We start from the raw sequence: 15,884 nt of genomic DNA, 5'->3' as shown, positions 1-15,884 counted from the left end.
AATAGCACGACCCGTAACTGGCGGCTAGACGCTGCTTCCCCCGCATTACCTGCCGCAGCAGGTGCAAGTGTGGGTAGTCGTCGGGCCGAGGTCGACCTTCGTAATCGGGCCCCAGTTCCGTGTGGATTCCCGGCGGATGCGGTCCTGGGTAAGGGGACCGCCCTGGACGTACTCGCTGAGGGCGGCAATGTATTCGTTCTGCTGAGCTGGCGTGAGAGCGAGGAAGCCTCGCATGACGGTGGCTACCTGGTTGTCCATCTATTGATCCCTTGCTCGCAGTTAAAACTGACCACAGACACCGCAGGTTGACGGTTCCATCGTCGTGGGGACTACTAGGCAGGCCGCGCACGGGCGTTGGTACTTGCGGAGCGCAGCGCGCATGCCCATGCGGCGCTCCTTCTCCGTTACGCCCTTCTCGCTGTCCCTGTCCCGCCTTGATGTGTCTTCAACCTCAAGCTTCTCGAACTGGACCCGCAGCGTTGCGAGCGCCGGCGGGTCATCAGCCAGCGCGGTGTATCTGGTAGCCAACGAGTCGTTGGACGCGACTGAGCCTGAGGAGTAGGCCAGTTCCTCTGGCCAGCGCTTGATGAGGGACCACAGGCTTATTGCGAGCTGCACGGCTGCGATCACTGCAGCAATGGTGATGACGAGGCTCCAGAGCTTGTTCCGGCCAAACGTCCCCACGAGTGCTCCGATAAGCAAAGGAACAACGAGACCAACCCAGGTAAGCGCGTCGGTTTTGCGCTTCAGACGATTGGCCCGCTGCTCGAAGATGCGCGCAGTCCCGAAGGCGTGCAGGGCGCCGTCCCGGCACTTGCCTTGGTAGTCGCCGATACCTGCCGCCACCTAGCTTTCCCCCGTTGTCGGTCGTCGCACCATCCAGACCGGAAGGCCCGAGGCCAGCGAGTCTACTGGGACAACTGGGCCGCACCCCAGGGCCACCGTGCAGAAGAAGCGGACGCCGACGCGACTTCGACTGTCAGCCACGGGTCTGGTCGTCCTGGCTGCACGAACAGCACCTGTGTGGTGCCTGGACTGTGTGACGGCGCCGAGACCTCTGAGAATCCTTAGCGGAATCGGGGAATTACACGCGCACAAGTCCAGGGAAGCGATCGTAGTCGTCGTCACCGGGATGGGCGATGGACTCGATGTGTTCGGCCGGGATGGCGAAGCGGTAGAAGACCTCCGCGTGGGCTGGCTGAGTGCCAAGGGCCTTACCGACGAAGAGGTTCGGCAGAGCGGTGTACACCGAGTGGGCACGCGGATCGGACAGGTCGATGAGCGCCGTCACCACGGCGGGCTTGCCCAGATTCCGCAGGACGCCCGCGAGGTCTGGGTCCTGCTCGTGGTAGGCGTAGAGGCTTTCGCCGCCCCAGTGAGCCAGCAGGCGCCAAAACCCGTCCGGCTCGTCAAGGAACGCGGCTGTGGACATGGCCAGGCAGACCTGCCCCTCACGCCGCCCTCTGTTCTTCATGCCGGGAGCGAGGCTGTGCTTCGCCTTCAGCGCCGTGTGTTGCTCGTCCGTGAGCAGACCACGTCGGTGCGCTTCGCCGAGCCGGCCTTCGACGAGGTTCGCGTCCAGCCTGCGCAGGCCCTGGCTGCGGATGGCGTCAACTTCGTGGTCGAGGAGACGGGTGCAGTGCCACGCGCGCACCAGGTGTCCGTCCAGGAGTCGGTGCACCTGGTCCTCGTACCCGTACAGGGACAGGTCCCTGTAGTCGGCCGGGCCCATGCGCGCGGAGTCCCTGGCAAGTTCGTCTACGAGCTTGGCCAGAGGGCCGGGCCAGGTGGCCGGGTCATCGGCGTCCACGACAGGATGCCCGTGCGGTGTCATCGTCACAGTAACCAGCATGACGCCCGGCACCGACAATCGACGGCGGGCGAGCCCTGGTCTCTGCGATCACCGCCTATCCCTGCCCTCTGTTGTTCGGCAGTATGGGCATAGCGGTGGGCCGAGCAGGGGTAGGCGGTCAGTGCCCCAGCACGTCGATGAGCTTGGTCAGGTTCTTCAGGGCGCGGGCGGCGGCGCCGCGGGCAGCGAGCACGCCCGAGGACGGTGTCGCGGTCCAGCGTCCCGGTGTCGTGCAGACGGCTCAGGATGGGCGGCGCTTCAGCAGTGGCGACTGGTGGACTACCCGCGCCAGGGCACATCCAGGGCACATGAGCCCGGGAAACGGCGTTGACCCGTGAGAACTACCGAAAGGAGTTTTCCCAGGTCAACGCACATTTCCTTACCAAACCCCAGGTCAGCGCCCTCTCATCACCAATCGCTGCACGAGTGGCAGGACTTCAGCCATCGGTTGCATGAGGCGGGGCATCAGCCTTATTGCCTTGTTTGGCCCTGAGCTGGGGTTTCATGGGTTTCGTGCGGGGCTCTCGGGGGTCCCGCCCTCGTCATGTGCCGGGCGGGGCCGTCAGGCGGCCAAAACACATAAGCATGGGAAACGGCGGCGCAGTGGCCCGCAAGAACGACTGACCGCTCCCCGAAGCCGCCCCTGCGGTCCAGTCCGGGCGTCTTGGCGCCTTGGCACCGATCAGATTCGGCCAAGCGTCAGCTACGCTGACCGCCGCCGCGGCGCGGACGCTGCCCGGGCCGTGTGAACCGGAGCTCCTTGCCGGGCACGTCCGCCGGCCGCAGGGGGAGACATGTTCAACAAGCAGCGCCTGATGGTCGTCGGCGTGACAGCGTTCCTGATAACAGCGCTCGGTGCCTGCAGTGGCGGGGGTGACGGTGGTACCGACAGCACCGGCTCCGCGACCGCCACCGGTCAGGGCAGCGAGGACACCACCCAGCAAGCCCCGCCGCAGGCGGACACCGTCTCCGGGCTCCGGGACACCGTCCGGCACCTCTCCCGGCAGACCGTCAAGGCGACCCGGCCGCACATGGTCAGGAGATGCACGTCAGCCACCAGGCGGGTCAGGCACTCGGCCAGTACGGGCACGGGCACCAAGAGAAAGACCCGCACCTGGTACACCACTGAGCGATATCAGGACTGCGAGAAGGTCCGCAGCGGCACCGAGACATACCGGCGGGTCGTCCGGCCGGAACGGTGGTGCGTGAGCCTGGACGACGTGGGCGGCGACACCGCCAGGGACGACGTCTGGTACCAGGTCACCTACGCGACCTACGACGAAGCCCTCGGCACGCACGAGCACACCCGCATGAGGTTCACCCCGACCGGCACGGGCTGCTGAACGCCCGAGGTCCACCCGGCGTCCCCGCCTCGCCGGCGGCGTCGTGGTGTCCGACGGCATCGCACGTGTCCTCGTACGCCGTGAATCGCTGGACGACATGAGCCGTCGGGACGTCGGGCTGTAGCCGAGGCAGTTCGGTCACAGGCTCAGCCGGTACGGCACCACGCACACGACGACGTCGGTGCGGGCCCGCAGCACGGTGGCCAAAAGCAGGCCGCGCTGGTTCTGCAGGATCTGGTAGCGGCGGTGGAGGGGCTCGACCTCCGGGATGAGGACGGCGATCTGTCGCCCGCCGTCTGCCGCCCGCTGGACGTACTCGACGATCGGCTGGACGAGCGAGCGCTGCGGGCTGTCGATGATGTCGAGGCGTACGCCCGGGTTCCAGCGGGCCCAACTCTCCTCCAGGGCCCGGGCCCTGGAGGGGTTTCCGTGCACGGCGACCGCGACGACCTCGTCGCCCAGGGCACGAGCGGCCGTCAGGGCCAGCTGGGTGAGCCTGCTGACCTCGCCGACCGGCACGATGACGAGGGAGTCGGTGACGCGCGGGGGCGGCGGGACCTCGCCCAGTCCGAGCTCCCGCCCGACCGCGGTGTAGTAGTGCTGGACGCGGGCGAACAGCAGCATCAGCAGCGGGATGGTGACGACCACCACCCAGGCCCCTTCCAGAAACTTGGTGCTCAGCAGCACCAGGCCCGCCACCGTGGTGAGCGTCGCGCCCAGACCGTTGAGCAGCGCGCGCCGCATCCAGTCGGGCGGACGCTCCCGCGCCCAGTGCCGTACGAGCCCGATCTGGCTGATGGTGAAGCCGATGAACACCCCGATCGCGAACAGCGGGATCATGCGGTGGGTGTCGGCGTCGACCGCGATCAGCAGGCCGGCGGCCAGCAGGGCCAGGGCCACGACTCCCCACCGGTACACCGGCCGTTCCGTGCGCAGTCCGAACAGGTGCGGCAGCCGGTGGTCCTTGGCGAGCAGGCTCATCAGGACGGGCAGGCCACCGAAGCTGGTGTTGGCGGCGAAGGCGAGCGCGAGGGTGACGACGAGGTTCGTCGCGTAGTACGGCCATCCGGTCCCGTAGGCACCCGCCGTCAGCTGCGCGAGTACGGTCACGCCGCCGCGCGGGGCCACATGGTCGCGGCGGATCAGCATGGCGAGGCCGATCAGCATCAGCCCGAGCAGCGCGCCCAGCATCAGCTCGGTGCGCTGGGCCCGCTTGACGCGCGGCTCGCGGAAGCTCGGCACACCGTTGGCGATGGCCTCGACCCCGGTGAGCGCGGAGCAGCCGGCGGAGAATGCCTTGAGGAGCAGAAGGATTCCCAACGCCTCCGTGGCATGAACGGGTTGGGCCCGTCCGACGACGGCCACGGGATGGTCGCGGGCCAGCCCGAGCACGACGATGCCGAGGATGCTCACGATGAACAGCACGGTGGGCAGCATCAGCACCCGGGCGCTCTCGGCCACGCCCCGCAGATTGACCGCCGTGATCAGCGCCAGCCCGACGAGACAGATGTCGAGCAGATGCGGGCCGAGGGAGGGGAAGGCGGAGGCGAGACTGGCCGCGCCGGCCGCCAGGCTGACGGTCACGGTCAGCACATAGTCGACGACGAGACTGGCCGCCGCGAGCAGGCTGACGGTCGGCCCGAGGTCCTTCTTGGCCACCGCGTACGCGCCGCCCCCGTCCGGGTGCGCGGCGATCACCTGCCCGTACGACACGACGAGCACCGCGAGCAGCGCGGCGATGACGAGCGTCACCGGCAGCGTGGCGCTCAGCGCGCCCGTCCCGGCGGCGATCAGCACGAGCACGATCGCCTCGGGGCCGTACGCGACCGAGCTCAGCGCGTCCAGCGACAGCGCGGCGAGCCCTTCGAGACTGGTGAGGCGGGACTTGTCGCCCTCGCCGTGCCGCAACGGGACTCTCGGCCGCAGTTCGCGGCGGGCCAGGCCGTACGCCATCGGGGACCTCGCGGTGCAGGGGGTGGGGGCTGTTCGGGGTCAGTCTGACCGGACCCCGCGGTGCGGGGCGTCAAGGACGCGGCGAGGCCGGGCGCGCCCCGGAAATGGGCGGCTCTCCCGCGACTCCCGTGACTCCGGCCGGTCCTGACGCCTCCTCGTGTGCGCAGTCGTGTTGCGACCGATCGGGTTATATGTACGGCGCGTCGCGCGCCGGAACGCCGCTGCTGAGCTAAGGCGAAACTCCAGGTCAGAAGTGATCCCTGTGGCCGAGGGCAGGCAGCGGGACGCCCGTGGGCGTGGCCTCGGGGGTGCGCCAGGTGAGCGGCTCGAGTGGTGAGCGGAGCGGGACGGCCTGACGGTGGATCACGTCGGGGCCCGGTTTTCTCACGCTGACGCGGTGTCAGCAGCCCGGCTGCGACGGAAGGACACCGACGATGCGATCTGCCCGCATGCTCCTCGCTACCGCGACGGCCACGGCCGCTCTGGCGATCGGTGCCCCAGGCGCCTACGGCGCCGCCGCGGGTGACCGGGACAGCAACGACGACTCTTCGTACAGCCAGGAGCACGACAAGAACAGCAGCGATGACTCTTCCTACAGCAAGGAGCACGGCAACGGCAGCAGCCACGACAAGCCGAGCGGTGGGATGCACACGGGTGGCGGTGCGCTGACCACGGTGCGCAGTGACGACTCCGGCTCGGGCCACGGCAAGGACGACTCCGGCTCCGGTCAGGGCAAGGACGACTCCGGCTCCGGCCACGACAAGGGCTCCTCGGACCACGACGAGGACTCGGAGGACTCGTACGGGGGCGACTCCGACTCCGGCCACGACAAGCCGAAGGGCGGCATGCACACCGGTGGCGGCGCGCTGGCCCTCCTCAGGAGCGACGACGGGGGCAAGCAGGACGGGGACAAGAGGTTCGACCCGGAGACCTACAAGAACAAGGACTCCGACTCCGACTACGGCAAGGAGGACTCGGAGGACTCGTACGGGGGCGACTCCGACTCCGGCCGCGACAATCCCAAGGGCGGCATGCACACCGGCGGCGGCGCGCTCGCCTCGACGGGTGTCACGGCCGGCGGGCTGGCGGTCCTGGGGGTCGCCGGCGCGGGTGCGTTCCTGCTCCGCCGTAAGAGTGCGCAGGGCGGTGGGTCCTGACCGATGTCGGACGACATAGGTGACATAGGCGTCATGACAGCCTGGGCCGCCGTCCGTGCATCGCGCGGCGGCCCGGCCGGCTCTCTTCGTGCCGTATCCGATCCGCTGCCGTGATCCCAGTGAGGTGGTGCCCGATGGCAGCCCGGTTGTCCTCCCTCATCGAGCCCGAACCCGTGCCGCCCAAGCAGGGCTTCCGCCGCGCGGTGACCTGGACCGTGTGGTCCGTCCTGCTCCTGGCCCTCGCGCTGAACCTGTTCGGCGGCCCCGGCAGACCGTCCGACGATTCCTCTACGCCCGGTACCGCGGCGGCGCACAGGCAGTCGGCCATGGGGTCGAGCGGAAGGCATCTGCCGCGGTCCACGCCGACGCGGCTGCTCATCCCGAAGATCTCCGTGGATGCCCCCTTCACCACCCTCTCCATCGACTCCGCGGGCAAGCTCGACCCGCCGCCCGCCGACGACACGAACCTGGTCGGCTGGTACGCGGACGGCGCGTCCCCGGGAGAGGCGGGAACCGCGATCATCGCCGGGCACGTCGACACGGCCACGTCCGCCGCCGTGTTCGCGGGCCTCAGCGAGCTGGAGAAGGGGGACAAGTTCAAGGTCAAAAGGGCCGACGGGCGCACGGCCTCGTTCGTGGTGGACAGTGCCGAGACCTTCGAGAAGGACGACTTCCCCGACAAGCTCGTGTACGCCGACACCCCCGACGCCGAGGTCCGGCTGATCACCTGCGCCGGCGACTACGACCACACCGCGAAGGACTACACCGAGAACCTGGTGGTCTTCGCCCACCTCATGTGACCGGCCCCGGGGTGCCGTGTTCGCGCGGCGGCCGAATCGCCCTGAACTCCGTGGTGGTCGAGTCGACGAGGCGGCAGACTCAGGGGCGATCACAAGGAGCACGCCATGCCACCGAGGACCATCCCCACCGCACGTCAGGGGCGTCTCGGTGTGGAGCTGCGCAAGTTGCGCGAAGCCGCGGGTGTGGTGTCCCGTGACGCCGCCGAGTTCCTCGGCACGAGCCAGGCACAGATCAGCAATATCGAGACCGGGAAGAATGGCGTGAGCGAGGAGCGGGTGCGCAGGCTCGCCGCGATCTACGCTTGCGACAACGCCCAACTCGTCGAAGCCCTCGTGGAGATGACGAACGAGCGGGACAAAGGGTGGTGGGAGGAGTGTCGGGGCAAGGTGCCCCCCAAGGCTCTTGATCTCGCTGAACTGGAGCACCACGGCACGTGCCTCCGCACCTTCCAGGTCGTGCACATCCCAGGACTCCTGCAGACGGAAGAACACATCCGGGCGGCTTCGTCATTCGCCGAACCGGAGCTGTCGGAAGCTGTTCGGGAGGAGCACATCGCGTTCCGTCTGCGCCGCCAGCAGGTGCTCGACGCCGGACGTCCGTACGACGCCGTCATCCATGAGGCAGCTCTTCGTCTGCGTGTCGGCGGTCCCAGGGCGGCCCGCACCCAGCTGGAGCGCATCCTCGAGGAGTCCGAGCGGGAGTCGGTCACCATCCGGGTCATCCCGTTCACAGCAGACGACTTCGCAGGTGCCGGCCAGTCGCTGCTGTACGTCGGTGGCAAGGTGACTCAGCTCGACACCGCACAGGTCGACACCGGCAACGGAAGCCTCTTCGTCGACGCCGGCGCCAAGCTGGACCGCCTTCGGACCCGCCTTGTGCGCATCGGCAGCACCGCCCTCGCACCCGCCCCATCCCTCGACCTCATCCGGACCATCGCTCAACAACTCTGAAAGGCAGCCCGTGCCCTCGGCCCTCCACTGGCAGAAGTCGTCGTTCTCCTCGGGCGACAGCGACGAAGACTGCATCGAAGTAGCCTCCTCCCCCACCACCCTCTGTCTCCGAGAAAGCGACCGCCCCACCACGATCCTCACCCCCACCCCTGGCGCTCTTTGCGCCCTGCTCGACGCGGTGATCAGGATCAGGCGGCCTCCAGGGTGATCCAGAAACGGTCCTCGCCGTGCATCCGGCCGTCGGGGACCCCGCCGTTGGCCCGTATCACCCGATGTGACGCTTCGTTGTCGACGTCGCAGGTCAGCAGGACGCGGTCGAGGCCCAGGCTGCGGCATTCGGCGAGGCCCGCCGCGAGCATCCTCGTCGCGTGTCCCTGACGGCGCCACGGCCGGACGACGTGATAGCCGACATGGCCTCCGGCCTCGGCCGGCTCCGGTGTCAGCCGCTGCCGTACGACGAGCGTGCCGATGTAGTGCTCACCCGAGACGTACCAGAACAGGGTGGACGGCACGCCCCAACGGATCTGTTCGCCGCGGCGCTGTGCGACGAAGGCGTCGAAGTCGTCGGCCGCCGCGCCGAGCCGTTCCATGGGCCTTCCCTCGGCCACGCAGTCGGCGCGCTCACCGGCCAGGTAGGAGTCGCGCACCGCTGCCGTGGGCCACACCAGGCGCGGTGGTTCCGTCAGTTGGGACGGTCGGGTCAGTTGCGTCGTCATGCGGTTCAGTGTCGGGGCTACGTCCCGCGGCAGGGCGGTATTTTTTTCCGCAGGGCTTCGCCGAACCGGCGCTCCGGCACGAGCAGCAGTCCGCCGAGGGCGGACGCGAGGCGAACCTGCTGATCGCCCAGAACGCGGAACGCGTGAGCCTGCTCGTCGACGACCTGCAACTGCTCGCCCAGCTCGACCAGGAGCCCTCCTACCGCCGGGAACCCGTCGACCTCCTCTCGCCGGCCGTCGACGCCGTGAGTGCCGCCGCCCTGGACAGCGACGGCCACCCGATCGGCCTCGATCCGCTGCGCAAGGAAGACGAGCCGGACCTTGTGGAGACCGTCGGCGATCCGCACCGGCTGCGGCAGGTCGTCGAGAACCTGCTGTCCAACGGGCGGACGCACACTCCGGGCACCCCCGTCCACGTACGCGTCGGAACGGTTCGCGTCGGCCCGGACACCGGTGGGGTGGACCGGCCGGGCCTCACCAGCCCGTCGCCGCCGCTGCCGTACGGCACCGCCGCCGTGCTGGAGATCGCCGGCGAAGGGCCGGGCCTGGACCCCGAGGACGCCCGGCGCGCCTTCGAGCGCTTCTACCGGGTGGACCGTTCCCGGTCCCGGTCGCACAGCCGGGGCGGCAGCGGGCTCGGGCTCGCCATCGCCGGCGCGATCGCGCGGGGGCACGGCGGCCGTCTGGAACTGGACACCGCGCCGGGGAAGGGCTGTACGTTCCGACTGGTCCTGCCGCGGTCCTGAACTCGGGGCCGGGTCCGTGTGACGATGGCAGGGATGGGCCCACGGGGACAGGGGGACGGACATGACCAGCCGCTTGTTGATGCCGTGTCGGCGCGCGGATGCCGCACCGGCCGGGACGCCCGAGCCCGTAGGCGACTCGACCCGGCCCACCGCGATCCTGGACCGGGAACACCCGGCCGTCCGGGCGTTGGTGGAGCGGATCCCGCGGAACGGCGACGCACGCGAGGCGCTGCGCGTGGCCCACGGGATCATCGCGCGCGAGGTGCGGCCCGTCTACTCCGTGGACGACCTGCGCCGCGCCTCACGGACGCTGGAGCTCGGGCGCGGCTCGTGCAGCCAGCGGATGGCGGTGCTCGAAGCGGTCGCGCGGGCGCTGGACGTGCCCACCCGGGTGCGGGGACTGCTGGTGGACGGCTCCTTCTGGTACCCACGCTTCCCTCGCCTCAAGCCGCTCGTGCCGGAACAAGTCCTGCTCGCATGGCCCGAGTTCCTCCTGGAAGGGGAATGGGTCCCGATCGCCGAACTGTTCGGAACCCTGACCGAACTGAGCGCGACGTCCGGCGGGTTCACCAACAAGGGCGGTGAGACCCTCTTCGACGCGGTGGCGCGTACGGCGGTCGACTGGGACGGTGCGGCGCCCGCGAGCTGCGTCGGCGCTCCCGGAACGGTCTGCGACCTCTCCGCCCAAGTCCGCCTGGACCTTGGCCACTTCACCTCCCGCGACGAACTCTTCGCCCGACACGGGCAGACGTTGTGCCTGCCGGCGCGGACGCTTGCGGAACCGGTGCTGGGGCGGTGGAGCGCGGGGGCGCGCACCGCCATGGGCTAGTGCCGTCGCCCGCGAACTCGATGCGCTGGAGGTCGCCTCGCCCGACCGCGAGGGTGAATCCTTCGCGCCGCAGCAACAGCTGTTCGAGGATCACCTCGGTCTGCAGGTTGGCGAGCGCGGCGCCGATGCAGCGGTGCGCGCCGTGCCCGTAGGCGATGTGTCCGGCGCCGCGCGCGGCCTCCCGGGTGAGGTCGAGCCGCCCGGGGCCGGCGAGGGTGCCGGGGTCGCGGTTGGCAGCGAGCAGCCCGCTCGTCACACCCTCTCCGCGACGTACCAGGACTCCACCCAGTTCCACGTCCTCGGTGGCGTACAGGGTGGCGCCGACGCGGACCGCGGACACATACCGCAGCAGCTCCTGCACGGCGCCCGGCAGCAGTCCGGGCTCGGCGCGCAGCCGTGCCACCTCCTGCGGGCGGTCGAGCAGCGCGAGCACCGCGTCGGTGAGGAAGAACGCCGGCGGCGCGATCCCCGTGTTGATCGGCAGGAAGACCAAGGCGATCATCTCCTGCCGGGTCAGCCGCTGCCCCTCCTCCGCCTCCGCGCTGGAGCGCAGCAGATCGGAGGCCAGGTCCTCGGCCCGCTCGGCGGCACGGCGGTCGAGAAGGCCGTGTTCGGTTTCGGTACACCTGGCTGTGCACTGCTCCGCATGGTGCGGGGAGGACGGATCAGCACGGTTTCACGGCGGTTTCACGGCCCGGGAAGCGTGACCCGTGAGAGTCCAGTCCGGGACCGGCAGGTCTTCGCGACCGGCAGGTCTTAACGCAGCCTTGACGCGTTCGGCCCAGCTATCCGTGGGCCCGGGGATCACTCTCTGCATACGCTGGTCCTGCCGTGTCCTCGATGGCCGGAAACTTTCGAAGAGCCGTACGTCAGGAGCACGCCGATGGCCGCCACGGACCACGACGCCCGCGCGAGCCGCCTGCGTGGGTGGATGCTGGAAGGCCTGTCCGACATGGCCAAGCACCAGCAGGGGCAGCGGGCCGTCGAGACGGAGCACGCGCACAAGGGACAGCGCTGGTGGCGGGTGATGTGCCTGACCGGCGTCGACTACTTCTCCACCCTCGGCTACCAGCCGGGCATCGCCGCCCTCGCGGCCGGTCTGCTGTCCCCCGTGGCCACCATCGTGCTCGTCATAGTCACCCTGGCGGGCGCACTGCCCGTCTACCGGCGGGTGGCCGAGGAGAGCCCGCGCGGCGAGGGCTCCATCGCGATGCTGGAGCGGCTGCTCTCCTTCTGGCAGGGCAAGCTGTTCGTCCTCACCCTGCTGGGTTTCGCCGCCACCGACTTCCTGATCACCATCACCCTTTCGGCGGCGGACGCCTCCACCCACCTGGTGGAGAACCCCCATCTGACGTCCACCCTCCACAACCAGCAGATGCTGATCACCCTCGGCCTCGTCGCCCTGCTCGGCGCGGTGTTCCTCAAGGGCTTCCTGGAGGCGATCGGGGTCGCCGTGGTCCTGGTGGCGGTCTATCTGGGGCTCAACACCGTGGTCGTGATCACGGGGCTGTGGCACGTGATGACCGCAGGCCATGTGGTCACCGACTGGTCCAGCGCGCTGACCGCCGAGCACGGAAACATCTTCGCCATGATCGGGGTGTCCCTGCTGGTCTTCCCGAAGCTGGCCCTCGGACTGTCCGGCTTCGAGACCGGTGTGGCGGTCATGCCGCACGTCGAGGGCGATGCCGACGACACCGAGGAGAAGCCGACCGGCCGTATCCGGGGCACGAAGAAGCTGCTCACCACGGCCGCGCTGATCATGAGCGTGTTCCTGATCGCCACCAGCTTCATCACCACCGTGCTCATCCCGGAGAAGGAGTTCCAGTCCGGCGGCCAGGCCAACGGCCGCGCGCTCGCCTACCTGGCGCACGAGTACCTCGGCAACACCTTCGGCACCGTCTATGACGCATCGACGATCGCCATCCTGTGGTTCGCGGGGGCCTCCGCCATGGCCGGGCTGCTCAACCTGATGCCCCGCTATCTGCCCCGCTACGGCATGGCCCCGCACTGGGCACGCGCCGTCCGCCCCATGGTGATCGTCTTCACCCTGGTCGCCTTCCTGGTCACCTGGATCTTCGACGCCGACGTCGACGCGCAGGGCGGCGCGTACGCCACTGGTGTCCTGGTGCTGATGTCCTCCGCGGCGATCGCGGTGACGATCGCCGCGCGCAAGGCCGGGCAGCGCAACTGGACGATCGGCTTCACCATCGTCGCCGCGGTCCTGCTCTATGTCACGGTCGTGAACGTCATCGAACGCCCCGACGGCGTCAAGATCGGCGCCTGCTTCATCGCCGGCATCATCCTCGTCTCGCTCCTGTCCCGGCTGGCCCGCGCCTTCGAACTGCGCGTCACCAGCGTGACCCTGGACGATATGGCCGAGCGGTTCGTACGGGACATCGCCAGCCGGCGGATCCGGTTCATCGCCAACGAGCCCGACAACCGCGACATCACCGAGTACCGGGAGAAGGTCGAGCAGATCCGGGCGGACAACGACCTGCCGGCCCAGGAGGACTTCGTCTTCCTGGAGGTCACCGTCCTCGACCCCTCGGAGTTCGAGGCGGGTCTGAACGTACGCGGCGAGGTCCTCCACGGCCGCTACCGCGTCCTGACCCTGGAATCCTCCTCCATCCCCAACGCCCTGGCCGCCCTCCTCCTCCACGTCCGCGACGTCACCGGCTGCACCCCCCACATCTACTTCGAGTGGACCGAGGGCGGCCCCTTCACCAACTTCCTCCGCTTCTTCCTCTTCGGCCAGGGCGAGGTCGCCCCCGTCACCCGAGAGGTCCTCCGCGAAGCGGAACCCAACCGCTCGCGACGTCCGCGCGTCCACGTCGGCTAGAGGAACGGTTTTCGCCCCCGCCGCCCCTGCCCGTCCCATCCCTGGGGGCTGCGCCCCCAGACCCCCCTGAAAGATTGCGCAGTTCCCCGCACCCCTGAAACGGGCGCGGGGAACTGCACGACATGCAGGGGGTCGGGGCGGGCAGGGGCGGCCGGGGGCGACGAAGCCACGCACCTCAGCCCTCTTCCGCCGGGCCGTTCCCACCCACCGTGAACCCGATCACCGTGCCGCCCCCGTCCCGCCGGAAGGCGAAAGGCGTGCCGCCGTGAGCGGTGGCCACCTCGCGGACGATGGACAGACCGAGCCCGGAGCCGGGCAGGCTGCGGGCGTCGGCGGCGCGGTAGAAGCGGTCGAATATGCGGACGATGTCGCCGTCGGCGATGCCGGGACCGCGGTCGAGGACCTCGACGCGGACCGGCCCGGGACGACCGGCCGCGGCGACCGCGTCGGCGTCGGGACGGCCACCGTCGGCATCGACGGCGACACGACGGCCGGCACCCATCGCCTCGACCACGATCTCGATCGGCGCCTTCCCCGCCCGATCGAACTTGGCCGCGTTCTCGACCAGGTTGGAGATCGCCCGCTGCAGGGCGGTGGGCCGCCCGTCGACCGTGGTGTCACCGCCCACCCGCACGGTGATGTCCCGCCCGGTACGCCGCCGGGCGACGATCGCGACGTCCTCGGCGAGGTCGGCGAGGTCGAGCCGATGGACGGGTTCGGTGTCGGACCGGCCGGCCGCGAGGGCGACCAACTCGTTGACGAGGTCGGTCAGTTCGCGGGACTCCAGAGCCAGGTCGGCAACGAGTTCCTCGCGGGCGGCGGGCGGCAGCTCGTCGATACGGCGGAGCATGGAGATGTTCGTACGCAGCGAGGTCAGCGGTGTACGCAGTTCATGTCCCGCGTCCTGGACCAACCGCCGCTGGTCCTCCTCGGACTGGGCGAGCCGGCCGAGCATCCGGTCGAAGGAGCGGCCGAGCCGGGCCACCTCGTCGTGCCCGGTGACCGGCACCTGGATGCCGAGCCGCCCGGTGCGCGCGACATCCTCGGCAGCCCCGGCAAGCCGCACCAGCCGCCGCGTTATCCGCCGGGCGAGCCACCAGCCGAACAGCCCCGCCGCGATCACGACCGCCCCGACGAGCAGCACGGTGCGCTGCTGCAGCTCCCGCAGCAGATCCTCGGTGTCACTGAACTGTTGGGCCACCTGCACGGCGCCCCGCGCGCCGCCGAGCGCGACGGTCGCCACCCGGTAGCGGTCGCCGGCGACGTCGACCTCCTTGTGCTCCTCCAGCTTGCCCGCCGTCCCGTCGTCGGCGATCGCCCGGTCGTGACTGTTCACGGGCAGCGGCGGGTTGCCCCGGTCGACGATCGCGCCGCCGGGCCCGAGCACCTGTACGTCCGTACGGCTCGGCCGGATGATGTCGTCGAGCGGCCCGTCGTGGTCGGGGTCGGACGAGGCGAAGTCGCCCGGCTGCAGCGGGTGCTCACGCACCTGGTCGCGCAGGTCCTGCACGACCTCGGCGAACACGGTCTGCTGGTCCACGCGCACGAGCCGGGCGGCGGCGTCGTAGCTCAGGAACCCGACGAGGACGGTGACGGCGGCGGCGACAGCCGCGAAGGACACGGTGAACGTGGCCCGCAGGGAGGACACCCGCCGAAACCGGGGCCGGGCAGACCGGAGCAGCCTGCGCAACCAGGTGGGTCGGGGCGAGCCGGGTGATCTGCTGGAGCCGGGCGGCACTCAGTCCTCCCTCAGTACGTACCCCACGCCCCGCACCGTGTGGATCAGCGCCGGTGCTCCCGGCTCGTCGAGCTTGCGCCGCAGGTACCCCACGTACACGGCGAGGTTCTTGGAGCCGGGGCCGAAGTCGTAGCCCCAGATCCGGTCGTAGATGGTGGCATGGTCGAGGACGATGCCCGCGTTGCGGACCAGCAGTTCGAGGAGCTCGAACTCGGTCCGGGTCAGCTCCAGCTCCCGCTGCTCGCGCCACGCGCGTCGCGCCTGGATGTCCATGCGCAGCCCGGCCGCGACGATCCGACCGTCGGGCTCCTTCAACGGCGGTACGTCGACGGGGGTGCCGTTCGCCGCGTCCGTCCCGGTGCGGCGCAGCAGGGCGCGCAGCCGGGCGAAGACCTCCTCGACGTCGAACGGCTTGACCACGTAGTCGTCGGCGCCGGCGTCCAGGCCCGCGATGCGGTCCGCGGTCTCGACGAGCGCGGTGAGCATCAGGATCGGCGTGCGGTTGCCCTCCGCACGCAGCACGCGGCACACCTGGAGTCCGTCGATGCCGGGCATCATCACGTCCAGCACCAGCACGTCCGGTGAGGTGCGGTGGACCTGGGCCAGTGCCTCCACCCCGTCGGCGACGGCCGTCACCTCATAGCCCTCCAGTGCCAGGGCCCTTTCCAGGGCGTGACGGATGGCACGGTCGTCCTCGGCGAGCAGCACATTCTGGGGCACCCCACCAGTCTGCCAAGCCCTCGGCCGGGGACCACCTGATGAGAGTTCCCGCGACCACCCTTCTTACCCGCCTCTCACCACGTCCGGGCGCGTCGCCTTACCTCCCCCGGTCACTGTGTCCCGTATGTCAGGACGGGCGAGCCCCTGACACGCCCCGGCCGCCCCGAGGCTCCCCCGGCTCGGGGCCGGCCGGAGCTCGGGGGCGGCCGGGGCGGCTTCCGGACCCCCGCCAAAAGACTG

At 69.9% G+C, this 15,884-nt stretch carries 14 protein-coding genes and 1 pseudogene; 8 read left to right on the top strand and 7 right to left on the bottom strand.

The window, feature by feature from the left end; genetic code table 11:
* Positions 1-279 precede the first annotated feature (279 nt).
* Positions 280-846, bottom strand: coding sequence for a mobilome CxxCx(11)CxxC protein (locus OG390_RS29800; RefSeq protein ID WP_406172545.1), 567 nt, complete (start codon positions 844-846; stop codon positions 280-282).
* A gap of 238 nt (positions 847-1,084) precedes the next feature.
* Positions 1,085-1,834 (bottom strand): hypothetical protein, encoded by a 750-nt coding sequence (locus OG390_RS29795; protein ID WP_406177917.1) that lies wholly within the window; start codon positions 1,832-1,834, stop codon positions 1,085-1,087.
* A gap of 812 nt (positions 1,835-2,646) precedes the next feature.
* On the opposite strand from OG390_RS29795, the gene OG390_RS29790 reads away from it, so the two are divergent.
* Positions 2,647-3,195, top strand: a complete 549-nt coding sequence (locus OG390_RS29790) for a hypothetical protein (RefSeq protein ID WP_406172544.1) — start codon at positions 2,647-2,649, stop codon at positions 3,193-3,195.
* Positions 3,196-3,333: 138 nt separating this feature from the next.
* Here the strand turns inward: OG390_RS29790 and OG390_RS29785 are convergent, their stop codons facing one another.
* The gene (locus tag OG390_RS29785; protein ID WP_406172543.1) at positions 3,334-5,148 is read right to left on the bottom strand and encodes an APC family permease; all 1,815 of its coding nucleotides are present in this window, start codon (positions 5,146-5,148) and stop codon (positions 3,334-3,336) included.
* Positions 5,149-5,582: 434 nt separating this feature from the next.
* Between OG390_RS29785 and OG390_RS29780 the strand changes: the two genes are divergently transcribed.
* The 4 genes from OG390_RS29780 to OG390_RS29765 all read left to right on the top strand — a co-directional run bounded on the left by OG390_RS29780 (position 5,583) and on the right by OG390_RS29765 (position 8,264).
* Positions 5,583-6,305: a hypothetical protein gene (locus OG390_RS29780; protein ID WP_406172542.1), complete on the top strand. Its 723-nt coding sequence runs from the start codon at positions 5,583-5,585 to the stop codon at positions 6,303-6,305.
* Between the two features lie 134 nt (positions 6,306-6,439).
* Entirely contained in the window at positions 6,440-7,105 is a 666-nt protein-coding gene (locus tag OG390_RS29775; RefSeq protein WP_406172541.1) for a class F sortase, read from the top strand.
* Between the two features lie 105 nt (positions 7,106-7,210).
* Positions 7,211-8,056, top strand: a complete 846-nt coding sequence (locus OG390_RS29770; RefSeq protein WP_406172540.1) for a helix-turn-helix domain-containing protein — start codon at positions 7,211-7,213, stop codon at positions 8,054-8,056.
* Between the two features lie 10 nt (positions 8,057-8,066).
* Positions 8,067-8,264, top strand: a complete 198-nt coding sequence (locus OG390_RS29765; RefSeq protein WP_406172539.1) for a DUF397 domain-containing protein — start codon at positions 8,067-8,069, stop codon at positions 8,262-8,264.
* On the opposite strand, the gene OG390_RS29760 is transcribed toward OG390_RS29765, so the two are convergent.
* Positions 8,245-8,772: a GNAT family N-acetyltransferase gene (locus OG390_RS29760; RefSeq protein WP_406172538.1), complete on the bottom strand. Its 528-nt coding sequence runs from the start codon at positions 8,770-8,772 to the stop codon at positions 8,245-8,247. The genes OG390_RS29765 and OG390_RS29760 overlap by 20 nt on opposite strands.
* An 8-nt stretch (positions 8,773-8,780) precedes the next feature.
* On the opposite strand from OG390_RS29760, the gene OG390_RS29755 reads away from it, so the two are divergent.
* Together OG390_RS29755 and OG390_RS29750 are read left to right on the top strand one after the other, a co-directional pair.
* Positions 8,781-9,518 (top strand): sensor histidine kinase, encoded by a 738-nt coding sequence (locus OG390_RS29755; protein WP_406172537.1) that lies wholly within the window; start codon positions 8,781-8,783, stop codon positions 9,516-9,518.
* A gap of 61 nt (positions 9,519-9,579) precedes the next feature.
* Complete coding sequence (locus OG390_RS29750; RefSeq protein ID WP_406172536.1) at positions 9,580-10,347, top strand: transglutaminase domain-containing protein; 768 nt, start codon at positions 9,580-9,582, stop codon at positions 10,345-10,347.
* Here the strand turns inward: OG390_RS29750 and OG390_RS29745 are convergent.
* Positions 10,229-10,975: pseudogene (locus OG390_RS29745) on the bottom strand (cytochrome P450); the annotation flags it as partial. The gene OG390_RS29750 and the pseudogene OG390_RS29745 overlap by 119 nt on opposite strands.
* Positions 10,976-11,230: 255 nt before the next feature.
* Between OG390_RS29745 and OG390_RS29740 the strand changes: the two are divergent.
* The gene (locus tag OG390_RS29740) at positions 11,231-13,186 is read left to right on the top strand and encodes an amino acid transporter (protein ID WP_406172535.1); all 1,956 of its coding nucleotides are present in this window, start codon (positions 11,231-11,233) and stop codon (positions 13,184-13,186) included.
* A gap of 175 nt (positions 13,187-13,361) precedes the next feature.
* Here the strand turns inward: OG390_RS29740 and OG390_RS29735 are convergent, their stop codons facing one another.
* Entirely contained in the window at positions 13,362-14,834 is a 1,473-nt protein-coding gene (locus tag OG390_RS29735; RefSeq protein WP_406172534.1) for an ATP-binding protein, read from the bottom strand.
* A 90-nt stretch (positions 14,835-14,924) separates the two neighbouring features.
* Entirely contained in the window at positions 14,925-15,644 is a 720-nt protein-coding gene (locus tag OG390_RS29730; protein ID WP_406172533.1) for a response regulator transcription factor, read from the bottom strand.
* Between the last annotated feature and the right edge of the window lie 240 nt (positions 15,645-15,884).

Source organism: Streptomyces sp. NBC_00996, from assembly GCF_045162675.1.
Taxonomy (GTDB): Bacteria; Actinomycetota; Actinomycetes; order Streptomycetales; family Streptomycetaceae; genus Streptomyces.
The sequence above is the reverse complement of the archived record's forward strand: the minus strand, read 5'-3'. Positions and strand labels throughout refer to the sequence as shown.